This window comes from Ectopseudomonas guguanensis, assembly GCF_900104265.1.
Lineage (GTDB): Bacteria > Pseudomonadota > Gammaproteobacteria > Pseudomonadales > Pseudomonadaceae > Aquipseudomonas > Aquipseudomonas guguanensis.
Map to the genome: position 1 here is coordinate 90,833 of NZ_FNJJ01000013.1, position 18,245 is coordinate 109,077.

Annotated in this window: 14 protein-coding genes; 11 read left to right on the forward strand and 3 right to left on the reverse strand. The window is 63.6% G+C overall.

What is annotated here, in order from left to right; genetic code table 11:
- Positions 1–113 precede the first annotated feature (113 nt).
- The 3 genes from prpC (at position 114) to prpF (ending at position 5,283) form a co-directional block, all read left to right on the forward strand.
- Complete coding sequence (gene prpC, locus BLS61_RS18460; RefSeq protein ID WP_090433311.1) at positions 114–1,274, forward strand: bifunctional 2-methylcitrate synthase/citrate synthase; 1,161 nt, start codon at positions 114–116, stop codon at positions 1,272–1,274.
- A gap of 1 nt (position 1,275) precedes the next feature.
- Positions 1,276–3,897, forward strand: coding sequence for a Fe/S-dependent 2-methylisocitrate dehydratase AcnD (gene acnD, locus BLS61_RS18465; RefSeq protein WP_090433313.1), 2,622 nt, complete (start codon positions 1,276–1,278; stop codon positions 3,895–3,897).
- 198 nt (positions 3,898–4,095) lie between these two features.
- A complete protein-coding gene (gene prpF, locus BLS61_RS18470) occupies positions 4,096–5,283 on the forward strand; it encodes a 2-methylaconitate cis-trans isomerase PrpF (protein WP_090433315.1) in 1,188 nt (395 codons plus the stop codon).
- 65 nt (positions 5,284–5,348) lie between these two features.
- Here prpF and ppsR read toward each other — a convergent pair whose 3' ends face one another.
- Positions 5,349–6,167: a posphoenolpyruvate synthetase regulatory kinase/phosphorylase PpsR gene (gene ppsR, locus BLS61_RS18475; protein ID WP_090433317.1), complete on the reverse strand. Its 819-nt coding sequence runs from the start codon at positions 6,165–6,167 to the stop codon at positions 5,349–5,351.
- Between the two features lie 181 nt (positions 6,168–6,348).
- Between ppsR and ppsA the strand changes: the two genes are divergently transcribed.
- From ppsA to BLS61_RS18515, 8 genes are all read left to right on the forward strand, one after another.
- Complete coding sequence (ppsA, locus tag BLS61_RS18480; RefSeq protein WP_090433319.1) at positions 6,349–8,721, forward strand: phosphoenolpyruvate synthase; 2,373 nt, start codon at positions 6,349–6,351, stop codon at positions 8,719–8,721.
- 153 nt (positions 8,722–8,874) lie between these two features.
- Positions 8,875–9,864, forward strand: a complete 990-nt coding sequence (locus tag BLS61_RS18485) for an alpha/beta fold hydrolase (RefSeq protein WP_090433321.1) — start codon at positions 8,875–8,877, stop codon at positions 9,862–9,864.
- Positions 9,865–10,048: 184 nt separating this feature from the next.
- The gene (gene rraA / locus BLS61_RS18490; RefSeq protein ID WP_090433323.1) at positions 10,049–10,537 is read left to right on the forward strand and encodes a ribonuclease E activity regulator RraA; all 489 of its coding nucleotides are present in this window, start codon (positions 10,049–10,051) and stop codon (positions 10,535–10,537) included.
- A 4-nt stretch (positions 10,538–10,541) separates the two neighbouring features.
- The gene (locus tag BLS61_RS18495) at positions 10,542–11,528 is read left to right on the forward strand and encodes a zinc transporter ZntB (RefSeq protein ID WP_090433324.1); all 987 of its coding nucleotides are present in this window, start codon (positions 10,542–10,544) and stop codon (positions 11,526–11,528) included.
- Positions 11,529–11,583: 55 nt separating this feature from the next.
- Positions 11,584–11,829, forward strand: coding sequence for a hypothetical protein (locus BLS61_RS18500; protein ID WP_013715735.1), 246 nt, complete (start codon positions 11,584–11,586; stop codon positions 11,827–11,829).
- Position 11,830: 1 nt separating this feature from the next.
- A complete protein-coding gene (locus tag BLS61_RS18505; RefSeq protein ID WP_090433325.1) occupies positions 11,831–12,655 on the forward strand; it encodes a mechanosensitive ion channel family protein in 825 nt (274 codons plus the stop codon).
- A gap of 82 nt (positions 12,656–12,737) precedes the next feature.
- Positions 12,738–13,328, forward strand: a complete 591-nt coding sequence (sigX, locus tag BLS61_RS18510; protein ID WP_090433327.1) for an RNA polymerase sigma factor SigX — start codon at positions 12,738–12,740, stop codon at positions 13,326–13,328.
- Between the two features lie 108 nt (positions 13,329–13,436).
- The gene (locus BLS61_RS18515; protein WP_090433329.1) at positions 13,437–14,420 is read left to right on the forward strand and encodes an OmpA family protein; all 984 of its coding nucleotides are present in this window, start codon (positions 13,437–13,439) and stop codon (positions 14,418–14,420) included.
- A 272-nt stretch (positions 14,421–14,692) separates the two neighbouring features.
- Here BLS61_RS18515 and cobA read toward each other — a convergent pair whose 3' ends face one another.
- Together cobA and BLS61_RS18525 are read right to left on the reverse strand one after the other, a co-directional pair.
- Positions 14,693–15,436, reverse strand: a complete 744-nt coding sequence (cobA, locus tag BLS61_RS18520) for a uroporphyrinogen-III C-methyltransferase (RefSeq protein ID WP_090433331.1) — start codon at positions 15,434–15,436, stop codon at positions 14,693–14,695.
- 84 nt (positions 15,437–15,520) lie between these two features.
- A complete protein-coding gene (locus BLS61_RS18525; protein WP_090433333.1) occupies positions 15,521–18,238 on the reverse strand; it encodes a nitrate reductase in 2,718 nt (905 codons plus the stop codon).
- Between the last annotated feature and the right edge of the window lie 7 nt (positions 18,239–18,245).

Here is an 18,245-nt window from a genome sequence, read left to right on the forward strand (position 1 = left end):
GATTCGCTTCAGCCCACCGCATCAGCGCTGCCGGTGGGCTGAGGTGGTGGGCTGAAGCCCACCCTACGCACTACGCAGAGCACAGCAGAACAAAAAGAGTCGAGGAGATATCGATGAGCACCACCGAAACCACCACTCCGGGCTTCAAACCGAAGAAATCCGTCGCCCTCTCCGGCACTGCCGCCGGCAATACCGCGCTGTGCACCGTTGGCCGTACCGGTAACGATCTGCACTACCGCGGCTATGACGTGCTGGATTTCGCCAATCGCTGCGAATTCGAGGAAATCGCCCACCTGCTGGTGCACGGCAAACTGCCCAACGTCGCCGAACTGGCCGGTTACAAGGCCAAGCTCAAGGCCCTGCGCGGCCTGCCGGCCGGGGTCAAGGCCGCGCTGGAGCAACTGCCGCCCTCGGCGCACCCGATGGACGTGATGCGCACCGCCGTGTCCGTGCTCGGCTGCCTGGCCCCGGAGAAGGACGACCACAATCACCCCGGCGCCCGCGACATTGCCGACAAGCTGATGGCCTCTCTGGGCTCGGCGCTGTTGTACTGGTACCACTACAGCCACAACGGCAAGCGCATCGAGGTGCAAACCGACGACGACTCCATCGGCGGCCACTTCCTCCATCTGCTGCACGGCGAGAAGCCCCGCGAGTCCTGGGTGCGCGCCATGCACACCTCGCTGAACCTGTACGCCGAGCACGAGTTCAACGCCTCCACCTTCACCTCGCGGGTGATCGCCGGCACCGGCTCCGACCTGTTCAGCTGCATCGCCGGTGCCATCGGCGCGCTGCGCGGCCCCAAGCACGGCGGCGCCAACGAGGTGGCCTTCGAGGTGCAGAAGCGTTATGACAGCCCGGACGAAGCCGAGGCCGACATCCGCGAGCGGGTAGGGCGCAAGGAAGTGGTGATCGGCTTCGGTCACCCGGTCTACACCGTCAGCGACCCACGCAACAAGGTGATCAAGGAAGTGGCCCGTGAGCTGTCCGTGGAGCAGGGCAACACCAAGATGTTCGATATCGCCGAGCGTCTGGAGAGCGTGATGTGGGAGATCAAGAAGATGTTCCCCAACCTCGACTGGTTCAGCGCCGTGAGCTACCACATGATGGGCGTGCCCACCGCCATGTTCACCCCGCTGTTCGTCATCGCCCGCACCGCCGGCTGGTCCGCTCACGTCATCGAGCAACGCATCGACGGCAAGATCATCCGCCCGAGCGCCAACTACACAGGCCCCGAAGACCTGAAGTTCGTGCCGCTCAAGGACCGTAAATAAGATGAATGACACCGTGAATAGCCAATATCGCAAGCGCCTGCCCGGCACCGCGCTGGATTACTTCGATGCCCGTGAGGCGGTCGAGGCGATCCAGGCCGGCGCCTGGGACAAGCTCCCCTACACCTCGCGCGTGCTCGCCGAGCAGCTGGTGCGCCGCTGCGATCCGCAGGATCTGACCGCCTCGCTGGAGCAGCTGGTCTACCGCAGGCGCGACCTGGACTTTCCCTGGTACCCGGCGCGCGTGGTTTGCCACGACATCCTCGGCCAGACCGCGCTGGTCGACCTGGCCGGCCTGCGCGATGCCATCGCAGAAAAAGGTGGTGACCCGTCCAAGGTCAACCCCGTGGTGCCGACCCAGTTGATCGTCGACCACTCGCTGGCCGTCGAGGCGCCGGGCTTCGACCCGGACGCCTTCGAAAAGAACCGCGCCATCGAGGATCGCCGCAACGAGGATCGCTTCCACTTCATCGACTGGACCAAGACCGCGTTCAAGAACGTCGACGTGATCCCGGCCGGCAACGGCATCATGCACCAGATCAATCTGGAGAAGATGAGCCCGGTGATCCAGGCGCGCGGCGGCATCGCCTTCCCCGATACCTGCGTCGGTACTGACTCGCACACACCGCACGTCGATGCCCTGGGCGTGATCGCCATCGGTGTCGGCGGCCTGGAGGCCGAGACCGTGATGCTCGGCCACCCGTCGATGATGCGTCTGCCCGATATCGTCGGCGTCGAGCTGACCGGCAAGCGTCAGCCGGGCATCACCGCCACCGATATCGTTCTGGCGATCACCGAGTTCCTGCGCAAGGAAAGGGTGGTGGGCGCCTGGGTCGAGTTCTTCGGTGAAGGAGCGGACAGCCTGTCCATCGGCGATCGCGCGACCATTTCCAATATGTGCCCCGAGTATGGTGCGACGGCTTCGATGTTCTATATCGACGGCCAGACCATCGATTACCTCAAGCTCACCGGTCGCGAGCCGGAGCAGGTGGCATTGGTTGAGAACTACGCCAAGACCCTTGGCCTGTGGAGCGACGCGCTGAAAACCGCCGAGTACGAGCGTGTGTTGCGCTTCGATCTGGGCAGCGTAGTGCGCAATATGGCCGGCCCAAGCAACCCGCATCGTCGCCTGCCCACTTCGGCGCTGGTCGAGCGCGGCATCGCCGACGAGGCCAAGTTGCAAGCCGGCAAGGGCGAGGAGGCCCAAGGGCTGATGCCCGATGGCGCGGTGATCATCGCCGCTATCACCAGTTGCACCAATACCTCCAACCCACGCAACGTCATCGCCGCCGGCCTGGTGGCGAAGAAGGCCAATGCACTGGGCCTGGTGCGCAAGCCTTGGGTCAAGACCTCCTTCGCGCCAGGCTCCAAGGTCGCCAAGCTGTATCTGCAAGAGGCCGGTCTGCTACCAGAACTGGAGAAGCTCGGTTTCGGCATCGTCGCCTACGCCTGCACCACCTGCAATGGCATGTCCGGCGCGCTGGAACCAAAGATCCAGAAGGAAATCATCGACCGCGACCTGTACGCCACCGCCGTGCTCTCGGGTAACCGCAACTTCGACGGGCGCATCCACCCCTACGCCAAGCAGGCTTTCCTCGCCTCGCCGCCGCTGGTGGTGGCCTATGCGATCGCCGGTACCGTGCGCTTCGATATCGAGCAGGATCCACTGGGCAGCGATGCACAGGGCAACCCGATCACTCTCAAGGACTTGTGGCCGAGCGACGAGGAGATCGACGCCATCGTCGCTGCCTCGGTGAAGCCCGAGCAGTTCAAGCAGATCTACATCCCGATGTTCGATCTGGGTAGCGTGCAGGAGGCAGAGAGCCCGTTGTACGACTGGCGCCCGATGTCCACCTATATCCGCCGCCCGCCTTACTGGGAGGGTGCATTGGCCGGTGAGCGTACGCTCAAGGGCATGCGCCCGCTGGCGATCCTGCCGGACAACATCACCACCGACCACCTGTCGCCGTCCAACGCCATCCTGGCGGATTCGGCCGCCGGTGAGTACCTGGCGAAAATGGGCCTGCCGGAAGAGGACTTCAACTCCTACGCCACCCACCGTGGCGACCACCTGACCGCGCAGCGTGCCACCTTCGCCAACCCGCAATTGGTCAATGAGATGGTCGTGGTCGACGGCCAGGTGAAGAAGGGCTCGCTGGCTCGCGTCGAGCCTGAAGGGCAGGTGATGCGCATGTGGGAAGCCATCGAAACCTACATGAATCGCAAGCAGAACCTGATCATCGTTGCCGGTGCCGACTACGGCCAAGGGTCATCGCGGGACTGGGCGGCCAAGGGCGTGCGCCTGGCGGGCGTGGAAGTGATCGTGGCCGAAGGCTTCGAGCGCATCCACCGCACCAACCTGGTGGGCATGGGCGTGCTGCCGGTGGAGTTCAAGCCGGGTACCACGCGCCTGACCCTAGGTCTGGATGGCACCGAGACCTATGACATCGAGGGCGAGATTTCGCCGCGCTGCGACCTGACCCTGGTGGTCAATCGCCGCAATGGCGAGGTGCTGCGTGTGCCAGTCACCTGCCGTCTGGATACCGCGGCGGATGTCAGCGTGTACCAGGCCGGTGGCGTGCTGCAGCGCTTCGCCAAGGACTTCCTCGAAGGCGCGGTGGCGTGATCGCTCCCTCTCCCATTTATGGGAGAGGGCTGGGGAGAGGGTGGTGCAGGCGGCTCGGTGTTGTCTGATAGACCCTCTCCCCCGGCCCCTCTCCCGCAAGCGGGAGAGGGGAGACAAGCGCGTAGCCCGGATGAAATCCGGGGCAAGGTTGAATGATTCGATCCCGGATTGCATCCGGGCTACTTCAGGACTGCACTCATGGCTCATCTGCCTCAAGTGAAAATCCCCGCCACCTATATCCGTGGCGGCACCAGCAAGGGCGTGTTCTTCCGCCTGCAGGACCTGCCCGAGCGCTGTCAGGTGCCGGGCGAGGCCCGCGACAAGCTGTTCATGCGCGTGATCGGCAGCCCCGACCCCTATTCGGCGCATATCGACGGCATGGGCGGTGCCACCTCGAGCACCTCCAAGTGCGTGATCCTGTCGAAAAGCAGCCAGCCCGAGCATGACGTCGATTACCTCTACGGCCAGGTGTCCATCGACAAGGCTTTCGTCGACTGGAGCGGCAACTGCGGCAACCTGTCCACGGCGGCTGGCGCCTTCGCCATCCATGCCGGCCTGGTCGATCCCGCGCGGATTCCCGAGAACGGCACCTGCGTGGTGCGCATCTGGCAAGCCAATATTCAGAAAACCATCATCGCCCATGTGCCGGTCACGGATGGCCAGGTGCAGGAAACCGGCGATTTCGAGCTGGACGGCGTGACCTTCCCGGCGGCGGAGATCGTGCTGGAGTTCCTCGACCCGTCCGACGATGGCGAGGACGGTGGCTCCATGTTCCCCACCGGCAACCTGGTCGATGACCTGGAAGTGCCCGGTATCGGCAGCTTCAAGGCGACCATGATCACCGCCGGCATCCCGACCGTGTTCGTCAATGCCGAGGACATCGGCTATCGGGGCACCGAGCTGCGCGAGGATATCAATGGCGATCCGGCGCAACTGGCGCGCTTCGAGCAGATCCGCATTGCCGGTGCGCTGCGCATGGGGCTGATCAAGACGGCCGAGGAGGCTGCGACACGTCAGCACACCCCGAAGATCGCCTTCGTCAGTCCGCCCAAGGACTACCGCACCTCCAGTGGCAAGGCGGTGAAGGCCGGCGAGGTCGATCTGCTGGTGCGTGCGCTGTCCATGGGCAAGCTGCACCACGCGATGATGGGCACCTGCGCGGTGGCCATCGGCACGGCGGCGGCGATTCCCGGCACGCTGGTCAACCTGGCTGCCGGTGGCGGCGAGCGCGAGGCGGTACGTTTCGGCCATCCGTCCGGCACCCTGCGTGTCGGCGCGCAGGCCAAGATGGTCGATGGTCAGTGGACGGTGACCAAAGCCGTAATGAGCCGCAGTGCGAGGGTTCTGATGGAAGGCTGGGTGCGCGTGCCTGCTGAAAGCTTCTAGGTTCTGAATGAGAAAAGGCTCGAGGTGTCGAGCCTTTTCCCTTTGTAAACATGTGCTTGCAGCGGTTATTTGAGGCGCCTTTCAACACCTTTCTCCACCAGGATCTTGGCGGAGATTTCCTCCACCGAGAAATGCGTGGAGTTGATGAAGGCGATGTTTTCGCGGCGGAACAGGTTCTCCACCTCGCGCACTTCGAACTCGCACTGGGCGAAGCTGGCGTAGCGGCTGTTGGGCTTGCGCTCGTGGCGGATGGCAGTGAGGCGATCCGGGTCGATGGTCAGGCCGAACAGCTTGTCGCGGTGCTTTTTCAGCGAGTCGGGCAGTTGCAGACGCTCCATGTCGTCTTCGGTCAGCGGGTAGTTGGCGGCGCGGATGCCGTACTGCATCGCCATGTACAGGCAGGTGGGCGTTTTGCCGCAGCGCGAGACGCCTACCAGGATCAGATCGGCCTTGTCGTAATAATGGGTGCGCGCGCCGTCGTCATTGTCCAGGGCGAAGTTCACCGCCTCGATGCGCTCCATGTAGTTGGAGTGCTGGCCAATGGAGTGCGACTTGCCGACGGAATAGGAGGAGTGCGAACTCAACTCCTGTTCCAGGGGCGAGAGAAAGGTGGAGAAGATATCGATCATGAAACCATTTGCGGTATCGAGGATCGCACGAATATCGCGATTGACGATGGTGTCGAAGATGATCGGGCGTGCACCGTCCCTTTCGGCGGCAGCATCGATTTGTTGTACCATGGCGCGCGCTTTATCGACGCTGTCGATATAAGGACGCGTAAGTTTGGTGAATTGAATATTCTCGAACTGCGCGAGAAGGCTCTGGCCCAGGGTTTCGGCCGTGATGCCGGTGCCGTCGGAGATGAAGAAAGCGGTTCGTTTCATTTGCGCCAAAGGCCTTAAGCTGAGATCGATTCTTGGCTATGATAGGCCGCGTTTTTCGCCGGGCCCATGGGGTTCAGGCATTGTTACTTATTCAAGGGCACGGCCACAATCGCGCGACTTCGGTCGTTCGACATTGCGCAGCCCACTGAGCTTTTCCAACACCGTTAGTGGAGAGATCACCTTGGTAGAGTACGTAGTTTCCCTCGATAAGCTCGGCGTCCACGATGTAGAGCATGTGGGGGGCAAAAACGCATCCCTCGGCGAGATGATCAGCAACCTGGCCGGCGCCGGCGTCTCGGTTCCCGGCGGTTTCGCCACTACGGCTCAGGCCTACCGCGACTTCCTCGAGCAGAGCGGCCTGAATGCCCAGATCCACGCGGCCCTCGACGCGCTCGACGTCGACGACGTCAACGCCCTGGCCAAGACCGGCGCGCAGATTCGCCAGTGGGTCATGGAAGCCGACTTCCCGGCCGAGCTGGACAAGCAGATTCGCGAAGCCTTCGCCACCATGAGCGCGGGCAACGACAACATGGCCGTGGCCGTGCGTTCCTCCGCCACCGCCGAAGACCTGCCGGACGCTTCCTTTGCCGGCCAGCAGGAAACCTTCCTCAACATCCGCGGCGTGGACAACGTGATCCGCGCCACCAAGGAAGTCTTCGCTTCCCTGTTCAACGACCGTGCCATCGCCTACCGCGTGCACCAGGGCTTCGACCACAAGCTGGTCGCCCTGTCCGCCGGCGTGCAGCGCATGGTGCGTTCGGAAACCGGCACCGCCGGGGTGATGTTCACCCTCGACACCGAATCCGGCTTCCGTGACGTGGTGTTCATCACCGGTGCCTACGGCCTCGGCGAGACCGTGGTGCAGGGCGCGGTCAACCCTGACGAGTTCTACGTGCACAAGCCGACCCTGGAAGCCGGCCGTCCGGCGATCCTGCGTCGCAACCTGGGCAGCAAGGCGATCAAGATGGTCTACGGCGACGAGGCCAAGGCCGGTCGTTCGGTCAAGACCGTGGAAGTCGACCGCGCCGAGCGTGCGCGCTTCTGCATCAGCGACGCCGAGGTCAGCGAGCTGGCCAAGCAGGCGCTGATCATCGAGAAACACTACGGCCGCCCGATGGACATCGAGTGGGCCAAGGACGGTGACGACGGCAAGCTGTACATCGTGCAGGCCCGTCCGGAAACCGTGAAGAGCCGCTCCAGCGCCACCGTGATGGAACGCTACCTGTTGAAAGAGAAGGGCACCGTGCTGGTGGAAGGTCGCGCCATCGGTCAGCGCATCGGCGCCGGCAAGGTGCGGGTGATCCACGACGTGTCCGAGATGGACAAGGTGCAGCCGGGCGACGTGCTGGTTTCCGACATGACCGACCCGGACTGGGAGCCGGTGATGAAGCGCGCCAGCGCCATCGTCACCAACCGCGGCGGTCGTACCTGCCACGCGGCGATCATCGCCCGTGAGCTGGGCATCCCGGCGGTGGTCGGCTGCGGCAACGCCACCAGCGTACTGAAGGATGGCCAGGGCGTGACCGTCTCCTGCGCAGAAGGCGATACCGGCTTCATCTTCGAGGGCGAGCTGGGCTTCGACATTCGCAAGAACTCGGTCGACGCCATGCCCGAACTGCCGTTCAAGATCATGATGAACGTCGGCAACCCGGATCGTGCCTTCGACTTCGCCCAGCTGCCGAACGAGGGTGTGGGCCTGGCCCGCCTGGAATTCATCATCAACCGCATGATCGGCGTGCACCCGAAGGCGCTGCTGAACTTCGCCAGCCTGCCTCCGGAAATCAAGGACAGCGTCGAGAAGCGCATCGCCGGCTATGGCGACCCGGTCGACTTCTACGTCGAGAAGCTGGTCGAGGGCATCAGCACCTTGGCCGCTGCCTTCTGGCCGAAAAAGGTTATCGTGCGCCTGTCGGACTTCAAGTCCAACGAGTACGCCAACCTGATCGGCGGCAAGCTGTACGAGCCGGAAGAAGAAAACCCGATGCTCGGCTTCCGTGGCGCTTCACGCTACATCAGCGAATCCTTCCGCGACTGCTTCGAGCTGGAATGCCGTGCGCTGAAGAAGGTGCGTGGTGAAATGGGCCTGACCAACGTCGAGATCATGGTGCCCTTCGTGCGTACCCTGGGCGAGGCCTCGCAAGTGGTCGAGCTGCTGGCGAGCAACGGCCTGGCCCGCGGTCAGGACGGCCTGAAGGTCATCATGATGTGCGAACTGCCGTCCAACGCGCTGCTGGCGGAAGAGTTCCTGGAGTTCTTCGACGGCTTCTCCATCGGCTCCAACGACCTGACCCAGCTGACCCTGGGCCTGGACCGCGACTCCGGCATCGTCGCCCACCTGTTCGACGAGCGTAACCCGGCCGTGAAGAAACTGCTGGCCAATGCCATCGCCGCCTGCAACAAGGCCGGCAAGTACATCGGCATCTGTGGCCAAGGCCCGTCGGACCATCCGGATCTGGCCAAGTGGCTGATGGAGCAGGGCATCGAAAGCGTGTCGCTGAACCCGGATTCGGTACTCGATACCTGGTTCTTCCTGGCCGAAGCGCAGCCCGCCTGATACCCGTCGCTGAACCGGAAAAAAGGGCGGGTCGAACCCGCCCTTTTTGCTGATCAGTCCCCGAGCCGTCGCCAGCGATTCGAACATCGCTCCGGCGGTTTTTTATGAGTGTCGTTCCTCTTTGTGGCACAGCGCCAGTGCGGTTTCCGATTCATGCAAAGCAGTAGTGAGCTTTTTCCCGTTGCCCTGATCAGCGCCGAACTGCGTGGCGATCTGAGCGAAGACGTCTATCTTCTCAAACCCAACAACAGCCCGGACTCCAGCGTCGAGCTGGCCCTGACCCGGCTGGGGCTGGCCGGCAGCGAAGGGGCGCGCGGCGTGCCCGTGGTGTTGCTGCATGGCAGCTTTTCCAACCGGCGTTTCTGGTATTCACCCAAGGGCATCGGCCTGGGCGCCCACCTGGCGCGTTCTGGTTTCGATGTCTGGATCGCGGAAATGCGCGGTCACGGTCTGTCGCCACGCAATGACAGCTACCGCGACAACAACGTGGCGCAATACGTGCGCTACGACCTGCCGGCCATCGCGGGCTTCATCTTCGAACAGACAGGACAGGCCGCGCACTGGATCGGCCATTCCCTGGGCGGGGTGATCCTGGCGGCGGCGCTGGGTGGCGGTTATCTCGGGCAAGCGCACGCGCGCTCGGCTGCCCTGTTCGGCAGCCAGATAAGCCGCATCTACTGGCCGCTGAAGGTGCCGCCGGTGGAGTGGGGCGGGCGCCTGCTGCTGCGCGCCTTTCCCTACCTTTCCGGGCGCCGTTTGAAGCGCGGGCCGGAGGACGAACCGATCGGCCTGGCGCTGGAAACCCTGCGCTGGCTCAGGCTGTTCGGGCGTTTCGGCGATGCCGAGCGTGATTGGTGGGCAGGCCTCGCCCAGGTGCGTATACCGATCCTGGGCGTGGCGGCTGCAGCCGATCATCAGGATCCCGCCTGGGCCTGTCGCAAGCTGCTGGAGCAATGCAGCGCCGCGCCGACGCAATTTCTCCTGCTGGGCAAGGACACGGGATTCACCAGCGACTTCGGACATGTCGAAATGCTGGTCAGCAAGGACGCCCAGCGCGAGGTCTGGCCACTGGCCGAATACTGGCTACGGCATCTGCAACTGCCCGCGGAGTTTGCCGAGCAGGCCTCTGCGGCGGGTGCTTGAGCTAGAGTGACCGTTCCTTCGGCGATTGCTAACCGGTACTATGACGCATCATGCGTTGGTGGTCATTTCCGGGGCTATCGCCCGTTCGCCGTTCATTGCGAGCGAAGCGCGGTGCTGAATTGTTCCGTTGCAAGCAGGTCCATGCAGGTGGCTGCGTTCATCCATTCTCGAAAGGAGTTTTGTCATGCACTACATCACCCCTGATCTGTGCGATGCCTACCCGGAGCTGGTCCAGGTCGTCGAACCGATGTTCGCCAATTACGGTGGTCGTGACTCCTTTGGCGGCCAGATCGTGACCATCAAGTGCCACGAGGACAATTCGCTGGTCAAGGAACAGGTCGATCTGCCCGGACAGGGCAAGGTGCTGGTGGTCGACGGCGGCGGTTCGCTGCGTCGCGCGCTGCTGGGTGACATGCTGGCCGAGAAGGCCGCCAGGAACGGCTGGGAAGGCATCGTGGTGTACGGTTGCATTCGTGATGTCGACGTGATCGCCCAGACCGACCTGGGGGTCCAGGCGCTGGCCAGCCACCCGATGAAGACCGACAAGCGCGGTATCGGCGACCTGAACGTGCCGGTGACCTTCGGCGGCGTAACCTTCAAGCCGGGCGAATACCTGTATGCCGACAACAACGGCATCATCGTTTCCCCGCAAGCGCTGAGCATGCCGGAATAAGTCGATGCAGGATCAGGATTCGTCGCTGCTGCACGCCTTCGTGCTCGATGGGCGGGGCGGGGCGCGCAGCATCAGTCGCAGTGAGCTGGACTGCCTGCAACTGAGCGGGCAGGAAAGCCTCTGGCTGCACTGGGATCGCAGCCACGAGCAATCGCGGCGCTGGCTGCGCGAAAGCAGTGGGCTGGATGAGTTCAGCTGCGATCTGTTGCTGGAGGAAAACACCCGACCGCGTCTGTTGCCGTTGCCGGGCAACGAGATGCTGATCTTCCTGCGTGGCGTCAATCGCAATCCCGGCGCCGACCCGGAAGACATGGTCTCGGTGCGCATCTTTGCCGATGCCCGCCGGGTGATCTCCCTGCGCCTGCGTCCGCTGCTGGCGACCGATGTGCTGATCGCCGATCTGCTGGCGGGCAAGGGGCCGAGGACCTCTTCCGAGCTGCTGCTTGAGCTGGCGCGCCAGCTCACCATTCGTGTCGATGATCTGGTCAACGAGCTGAGCGAGCAGCTCGATGTCGAGGAGGTCGGGCTGGATGAGGATGAGCGTTACCGTCCCAACCACGCTCTGATGCTGCAGGTGCGCCGACGTGCGGCCAGTCTGCGCCGCTTTCTCGCGCCGCAGCGCGATCTCTATGCGCAGTTGGCGCGCAACCGGCAACCCTGGTTCGTCGAGGACGACGGCGATTACTGGAATGAGCTGAACAACCGCCTGACCCGCTATCTCGAGGAGCTGGAGCTGATTCGCGAACGCGCCAATCTGGTTCTCGAGGCGGAAAGCCGGCGCCTGAACGAGCGCATGAACCGGCTGATGTATCGCTTCAGCATCACTGCCGTACTGTTTCTGCCCTTGACCTTCATTACCGGTCTGCTGGGCATCAATGTCGGCGGCATTCCCGGTGCCGAAAGCTCAGTGGGTTTTCTTGTCGCCTGTGGCCTGATATCTGCGCTGGCGCTGGGGCTGCTGGTACTTTTTCGCCGTTGGCGTTGGCTGTGATGTGTGACTCATCCGCTGGCTGCTGCGTCTAGCCGTGACATCCCGTGAGGTGCGCATGCACGATCCATTCGAAGAGTCTCTACGCGATTTGCTCAAGTCCTCGCCGTCCAGCCATGACGACGATGCTTGCCTGCACCGGGTTCTCAAGACCGCCAACCGCCAGGTCGGTGCTGGTGATCTGTTCAGCCTGATGGGGCACTGGGCGCAGGCCCTGATGATCGCCCTGAACAACGGTTCGGCGCATGTCGCGCCGGTATCGCGCCGTACCCAATCCTCTGCTTCTGCTGACAAGGCCGACTGAAATGGAACTCGATCCCTGGACCCAAAGCCTGATCTCCGCGATGACCGCCCTGTGGACCAAGGTGGCCGGATTCATTCCCAACCTGTTCGTCGCACTGGTGCTGGTGCTGCTCGGCTTCGTCGTCGCCAAGTTGCTCGACACCCTGTTGTCCAAGCTGCTCGGCAAGGTCGGACTGGATCGCCTGATGATGGGCACCGGCCTGACCAAGCTGCTGGCGCGCGTCGGTATCCACGCCTCGGTTTCGACGCTGATCGGCAAGATCGTCTACTGGTTCGTGCTGCTGATCTTTCTGGTTTCCGCCGCTGAATCGCTCGGCCTGCAGCGTGTCTCCGCCACTCTCGACGTGTTGGCGCTGTACCTGCCCAAGGTTTTCGGCGCGGCTCTGGTGCTGCTGGCAGGCGTGCTGCTGGCGCAACTGGTCAGCAGCCTGGTGCGTGGCGCCGCCGAAGGGGTGGGTCTCGAGTACGCCAATGGCCTGGGCCGGGTGGCGCAGGGGCTGGTGATCATCATCAGCATCTCGGTTGCCATCGGCCAGCTGGAGGTCAAGACCGATCTGCTCAACAACGTCATCGCCATCGTGCTGATTTCCGTCGGCCTGGCGGTGGCGCTGGCGCTGGGTCTGGGCAGCCGCGATATCGCCAGCCAGATCCTGGCCGGCATCTACGTGCGCGAGCTGTATCAGGTCGGGCAACAAGTGCAGGTTGGTGATGTCGAAGGCCAGATCGAAGAGATCGGTACAGTGAAAACCACCCTGTTGACCGATACCGGCGAGCTGGTATCGGTGGCCAATCGAGTGATGCTCGAGCAACGCGTGAACAGTCGCTGACGCCAATCTGTTATTTTATGCAGCTGCCCGACAGGTGTGACCTGCCGGGCACTTTTCGTCCTGACCGTCGGCCCGACTCGTTTTGAACAAAGCTCAAGCCCTGCCCACGCGCTACGACCCCCGCGAGCTCACCGATGAAGAGCTGGTGGCGCGCGCCCACGACGAGCTGTTTCACATCACTCGTGCCTATGAAGAGCTGATGAGGCGTTACCAGCGCACATTGTTCAACGTTTGTGCGCGCTACTTGGGGAACGAAAGAGATGCCGACGATGTCTGTCAGGAGGTGATGCTCAAAGTTCTTTATGGCCTCAAGAACTTCGAGGGCAAGTCCAAGTTCAAGACCTGGCTCTACAGCATCACCTACAACGAATGCATCACGCAGTATCGAAAAGAGCGACGCAAGCGTCGATTGATTGACGCCTTAAGTTTGGATCCGCTCGAAGAAGCTTCCGACGAAAAGACACCCAAAGTCGAGGAGCGAGGCGGTCTGGATCGCTGGTTGGTGCACGTCAACCCGATCGACCGCGAGATTCTGGTGCTACGTTTTGTCGCAGAGCTCGAGTTTCAAGAGATTGCCGACATCATGCACATGGGCTTGAGCGCAACGAAAATGCGCTACAAGCGAGCATTGGATCGGTTGCGGGATAAATTTTCGGAAAATTCCGAAACTTAGTTCAGCTTCCTGACCACTAAGGGAGTGGCGAACCCTGATAAAATCGCCGCCAAGTTGCCGACTGATGTTCGCGGCGACTTATTAACCACCAAGATGGGGATTTAACGGATGAAAGTAAAAAACACCTTGGGCGTAGTCATTGGCTCTCTCGTTGCCGCTACTTCCTTCGGCGCGCTGGCACAAGGCCAAGGCGCTGTCGAGGTGGAGGGCTTCGTCAATCGCTACTTCGCCGACTCTCAGCGTGACTTCGCTCACGATGAAGGCAACCTGTTCGGCGGCAGCATTGGCTATTACCTGACCGACGATGTAGAGCTGGCGCTGTCCTACGGCGAGTACCACGACATTCGTGGCACTGGCGCTCTCGGCAGCAAGAACATCAAGGGCAACCTGACCGACCTGAAGGCCATCTACCACTTCGGTCAGCCGGGTGTGGGTCTGCGTCCCTACGTCTCCGCCGGTTTCGGCCATCAGAGCATCGGCGACGCCAACAGCGGCGGCCGTAACCACTCGACTCTGGCCATCGCTGGCGCCGGTGCCAAGTACTACTTCACCGAGAACTTCTACGCCCGTACCGGCGTCGAGGCTCTGTACAACATCGACCAGGGCGACACCGAGTGGCAAGCTGGTGTGGGTGTGGGTCTGAACTTCGGCGGCGGCAGCAAGCCGGCCCCGGCTCCGGCTCCTGTAGCCGCAGCTCCGGCTCCGGCACCCGAGCCTGCTCCGGAGCCGGCTCTGGAAACCGTTCGCGTCGAGCTGGACGTCAAGTTCGACTTCGACAAGGACCGCGTGAAGGAAGAAAGCTACGGTGACATCAAGAACCTGGCTGACTTCATGAACCAGTATCCGCAGACCACCACCACCGTTGAAGGCCACACCGACTCCGTTGGTACCGACGCCTACAACCAGAAGCTGTCCGAGCGTCGCGCCAACGCCGTACGTAACGTGCTGGTCAACCAGTACGGTGTAGACGGCAGCCGTGTGAACGCTGTTGGTTACGGCGAGTCCCGTCCGGTAGCCGACAACGCCACCGACGCTGGCCGCGCCATCAACCGTCGCGTTGAAGCCGAAGTGGAAGCCCAGATCAAGCAGTAATGCTTCTGGTGCTGTAAGGAGAAACCCGGCCTCGGCCGGGTTTTTCTTTTTCTATTGGCTGTTGCTGGGGGCAAGGAAAGCTCGGAAGCCTTGTACGGGGCGATCCGCTTTAGCTGACCAACCACTGCTGGTGGGCTGAAGCCCACCCTACGGCCTTAGCATCCGCCCCAACACTTCAGGCAAACATAGCCTTTCTTTTAAACGTTTTACTGACGACAAAAAGCCCGCCGGGGGCGGCGGGCAAAAGACGACTTCGCAGGAGCGCGAAGCGGTCAGGCATGCAGGAGCTGGGGCATACCGAGCTGGCTACTGGCGCGGGCGACTTCGCCGATCACCAGAATGGCTGGACTGCGCAGAGCGAAGGCGCGGGCGTCTGCGGTCATATTGGCCAACTGGCTGCGGCATTCGCGCTGCTCGGGTAGCGAGGCGTTCTCGATCATCGCCACCGGCATTTCGCCGCTCATGCCGCCGACGAGCAGGCCGGCCTGAATGTCGGCCAGCTTGGCCACGCCCATATAGACCACCAGCGTCGTACCGCTCTGCGCCAGCGCCTGCCAGTTCAGCGAGCTGTCATCCTGGGTATGGGCGGTGACCAGGGTCACGCCGCGCGCCACGCCACGCAGGGTCAGGGGAATGCCGCAGTTGGTGGCGCCAGCCAGACCGGCAGTGATGCCGTTGACCATTTCCACTTCGACGCCGTACGAGGCGAGCCAGTCGGCTTCCTCGCTGCCGCGGCCGAAGATGCACGGATCGCCGCCTTTGAGGCGCACCACGCACTTGCCCTGGCGTGCGTAGCGCAACATCAGGCGATGGATGAAGGCCTGCGGGGTGGAGCGACAGCCGCCGCGCTTGCCCACCGAGACGATACGCGCGCCCGGGCAATGTTCGAGCACGGCCGGGTTGACCAGATCGTCGATCATCACGATCTCGGCCTGATTCAGCGCCTTGACCGCCTTGAGTGTCAGCAGCTCGGGGTCACCAGGACCAGCGCCAACCAGCCAGACTTTCGCATTCATATCGCTTACCTCTCGTTGGGTGTCGCGGGGGCGCCTAGGTCGTGCGCACCTGGATATCGGTGTGATTGGTGCGCATGGCGCACCCTACGCATGTGTCGCCATCCGCTGTTGAGCCAGCAGGCGTTTGATTTCGGGTACGCAGGAGCCGCAGCTGGTGCCGCACTTGAGCTCGCGTTTGAGGCCGTCCAGGTCCAGGCCACGTGCGATGCCGGCGCATACCGCGCCTTCGCTGACGTTCAGGCAGTTGCACAGGGTCTTGCCGCGCGTGTTGACGCCAGCGTTGCCCGGCGGTGCGGAAACCGGGGCGAGCAGCCAGCGGCGCAGGTCGGCGTCGGCCTGGCCGTCCAGCCACAGGCTTCTGAGCCACTCGCTGGCGGCGGTTTCCCCGGCCAGGCGGATGCTGACGATGCGCCCGTCCTCGATGCGCACGCGCTTGCCCACCGCGCGGCGCGGATCGTCGTAGGCCAGTACCGGGCCCTGGTTCAGGCGCAGTTGGCGGTCGATCTGCGCCAGCAGTTCGGGCTGTGGCGCCACGGCGCTGGCAGCGCGGATCAGCAGGGCGGGACGCTCGCGGCCGGTGAGGGTGAGGCTGGCGTAGGCGAAGCTCTCGAACAGCGGGCGCAGGGCCTCGAAGCGACTCTGCACCTCGCCCTCGACCAGGGCGAACAGCTGCCAGGGCAGCTCGACCTTGTCCACCTCGACGCCGGCATGCTTGAGTTCCGGCTGCTTTGACAGGGGGTCGAAGGCCGGCTGGGTCAGCACGTTGGTGCCCAGGCCCTTGAGGAAGCGGTCGCCCCAGTGCATCGGTAGCCAGGCCTGGCCTGGGCGCACCGACTCGTCGGCCTCTACCTGCAGGATCAGGCTGCCGCGGCGGCTGCGCAGCCTGACCAGATCGCCATCGCGCAGGCGGCGGCGACGCAATTCATCCGGATGCAGGCCGAGCACGGCGGCCTCGACATGGCCGAACAGGCGCGCCGCGGTGCCGGTGCGGCTCATCCCGTGCCACTGATCGCGCAGGCGGCCGGTGTTGAGGGTGAGCGAATAGCGCGCCTCGCGCTTTTCCTTCGCCGCGCGGTACGGGTCGGCATGGAACTGCGCACGCCCGCTGACGGTGGGGAAGCGGCCGTCGGCATAGAGCCGCGCGGTGCCTTGGCGCGCGCCAGGCGCAAACGGCCATTGTTGGGGACCTTGATTATCCAGCAGCGCGTAGCTCAGCCCCGAGAGGTCGAGGTCGCGCTGGGCGGTCAGGTGCTTGTATTCCTCGAACAGCGCTTCGCTGTCGGCGAAATCGAACAGGCTGGGCAGGCCGGGGCGGAGCAGAGTTTCCAGGCGACGGGCGAAGTCGCAGGTGATCGACCAATCGGGCCGCGCATCGAAGGGCGCTGGCACGGCGCGGCGTACATGGCTGACGCGGCGCTCGGAGTTGGTCACCGTGCCTTCCTTCTCGCCCCAGCTGGCGGCGGGCAGCAGCAGGTCGGCGTAGCGGCAGGTCTCGGTGGTGAAGAAGGCTTCCTGCACCACGACGAAGGGGCAGGCGGCCAGGGCCTCGTGCACCTTGCTCTGGTTCGGCAGCGACTGCGCCGGGTTGGTGCAGGCGATCCACAGCGCCTTGATGCGGCCGTCGTGCACTGCATCGAACAGCTCGATGGCGGACAAGCCGGGCGTCTGCGGCAGGGCGTCGACGCCCCAGTAGGCGGCGACTTCGGCGCGGTGCTCGGCATTGCCGGCCTCGCGGTGACCCGGCAGCAGGTTGCTCAGGCTGCCGGTCTCGCGACCGCCCATGGCGTTGGGCTGGCCGGTCAGGGAGAAGGGGCCGGCGCCGGGCTTGCCGATCTGCCCGGTGGCCAGATGCAGGTTGATCAGCGCGCTGTTCTTGGCGCTGCCGGAGCTGGACTGATTGAGCCCCATGCACCACAGCGAGAGGAAGGAGGGCGCGCGGCCGATCAGTTCGGCGCAGCGCTGCAGATCGTCCAGGCTGATGCCGCAAAGGTCGGCGGTGACCGCCGGGCTGTAGTCGCGCACCAGCTTCTTCAGTGCATCGAAGCCTTCGGTGTGGGCGTCGATATAGGCGCGGTCGATCCAGCCCTCCCATAGCAGGATATGCAGGATGCCGTGGAATAGCGCCACATCGGTGCCGGGCAGGATCGCCAGGTGCAGGTCGGCCAACTCGCAGGTGTCGGTGCGCCGCGGGTCGACGACGATGATCTGCATCTCCGGACGGCGGGCCTTGGCTTCTTCCAGGCGGCGGAACAGCACCGGATGGGCGTAAGCCATGTTGGAGCCTGCGATCAGCAGGCAGTCGCTCTGCTCGATGTCCTCGTAATTGCAGGGTGGGGCGTCGGCGCCGAGGCTGCGCTTGTAGCCGACCACCGCCGAGCTCATGCACAGGCGCGAATTGCTGTCGATATTGTTGGTTCCCACCAATGCTCTGGCCAGCTTGTTGAAGGCGTAGTAGTCCTCGGTCAGCAACTGGCCGGAGATATAGAAGGCGACGCTGTCGGGGCCGTGCTCGCGGATGGTCTCGGCGAACACCGCTGCCGCGTGATCCAGGGCGCTGTCCCAGTCGGTGCGCGAACGGGCCAGGCCCTTGCCCAGACGCAGCTCGGGATGGAGGGCGCGGGCGTCGAGGTCGCCGGTCAGGTGCAGGGTCGAGCCCTTGCTGCACAGTTTGCCGAAGTTGGCCGGGTGGCTGGGGTCGCCGGCGACGCCGAGAATCTTCTCGCCGTCGTGCTCGATCAGCACGCCGCAGCCCACGCCGCAGTAGCAGCAGGTGGAGGCGGTGACTTGAGTGGGGCTGGCCATATTCGTG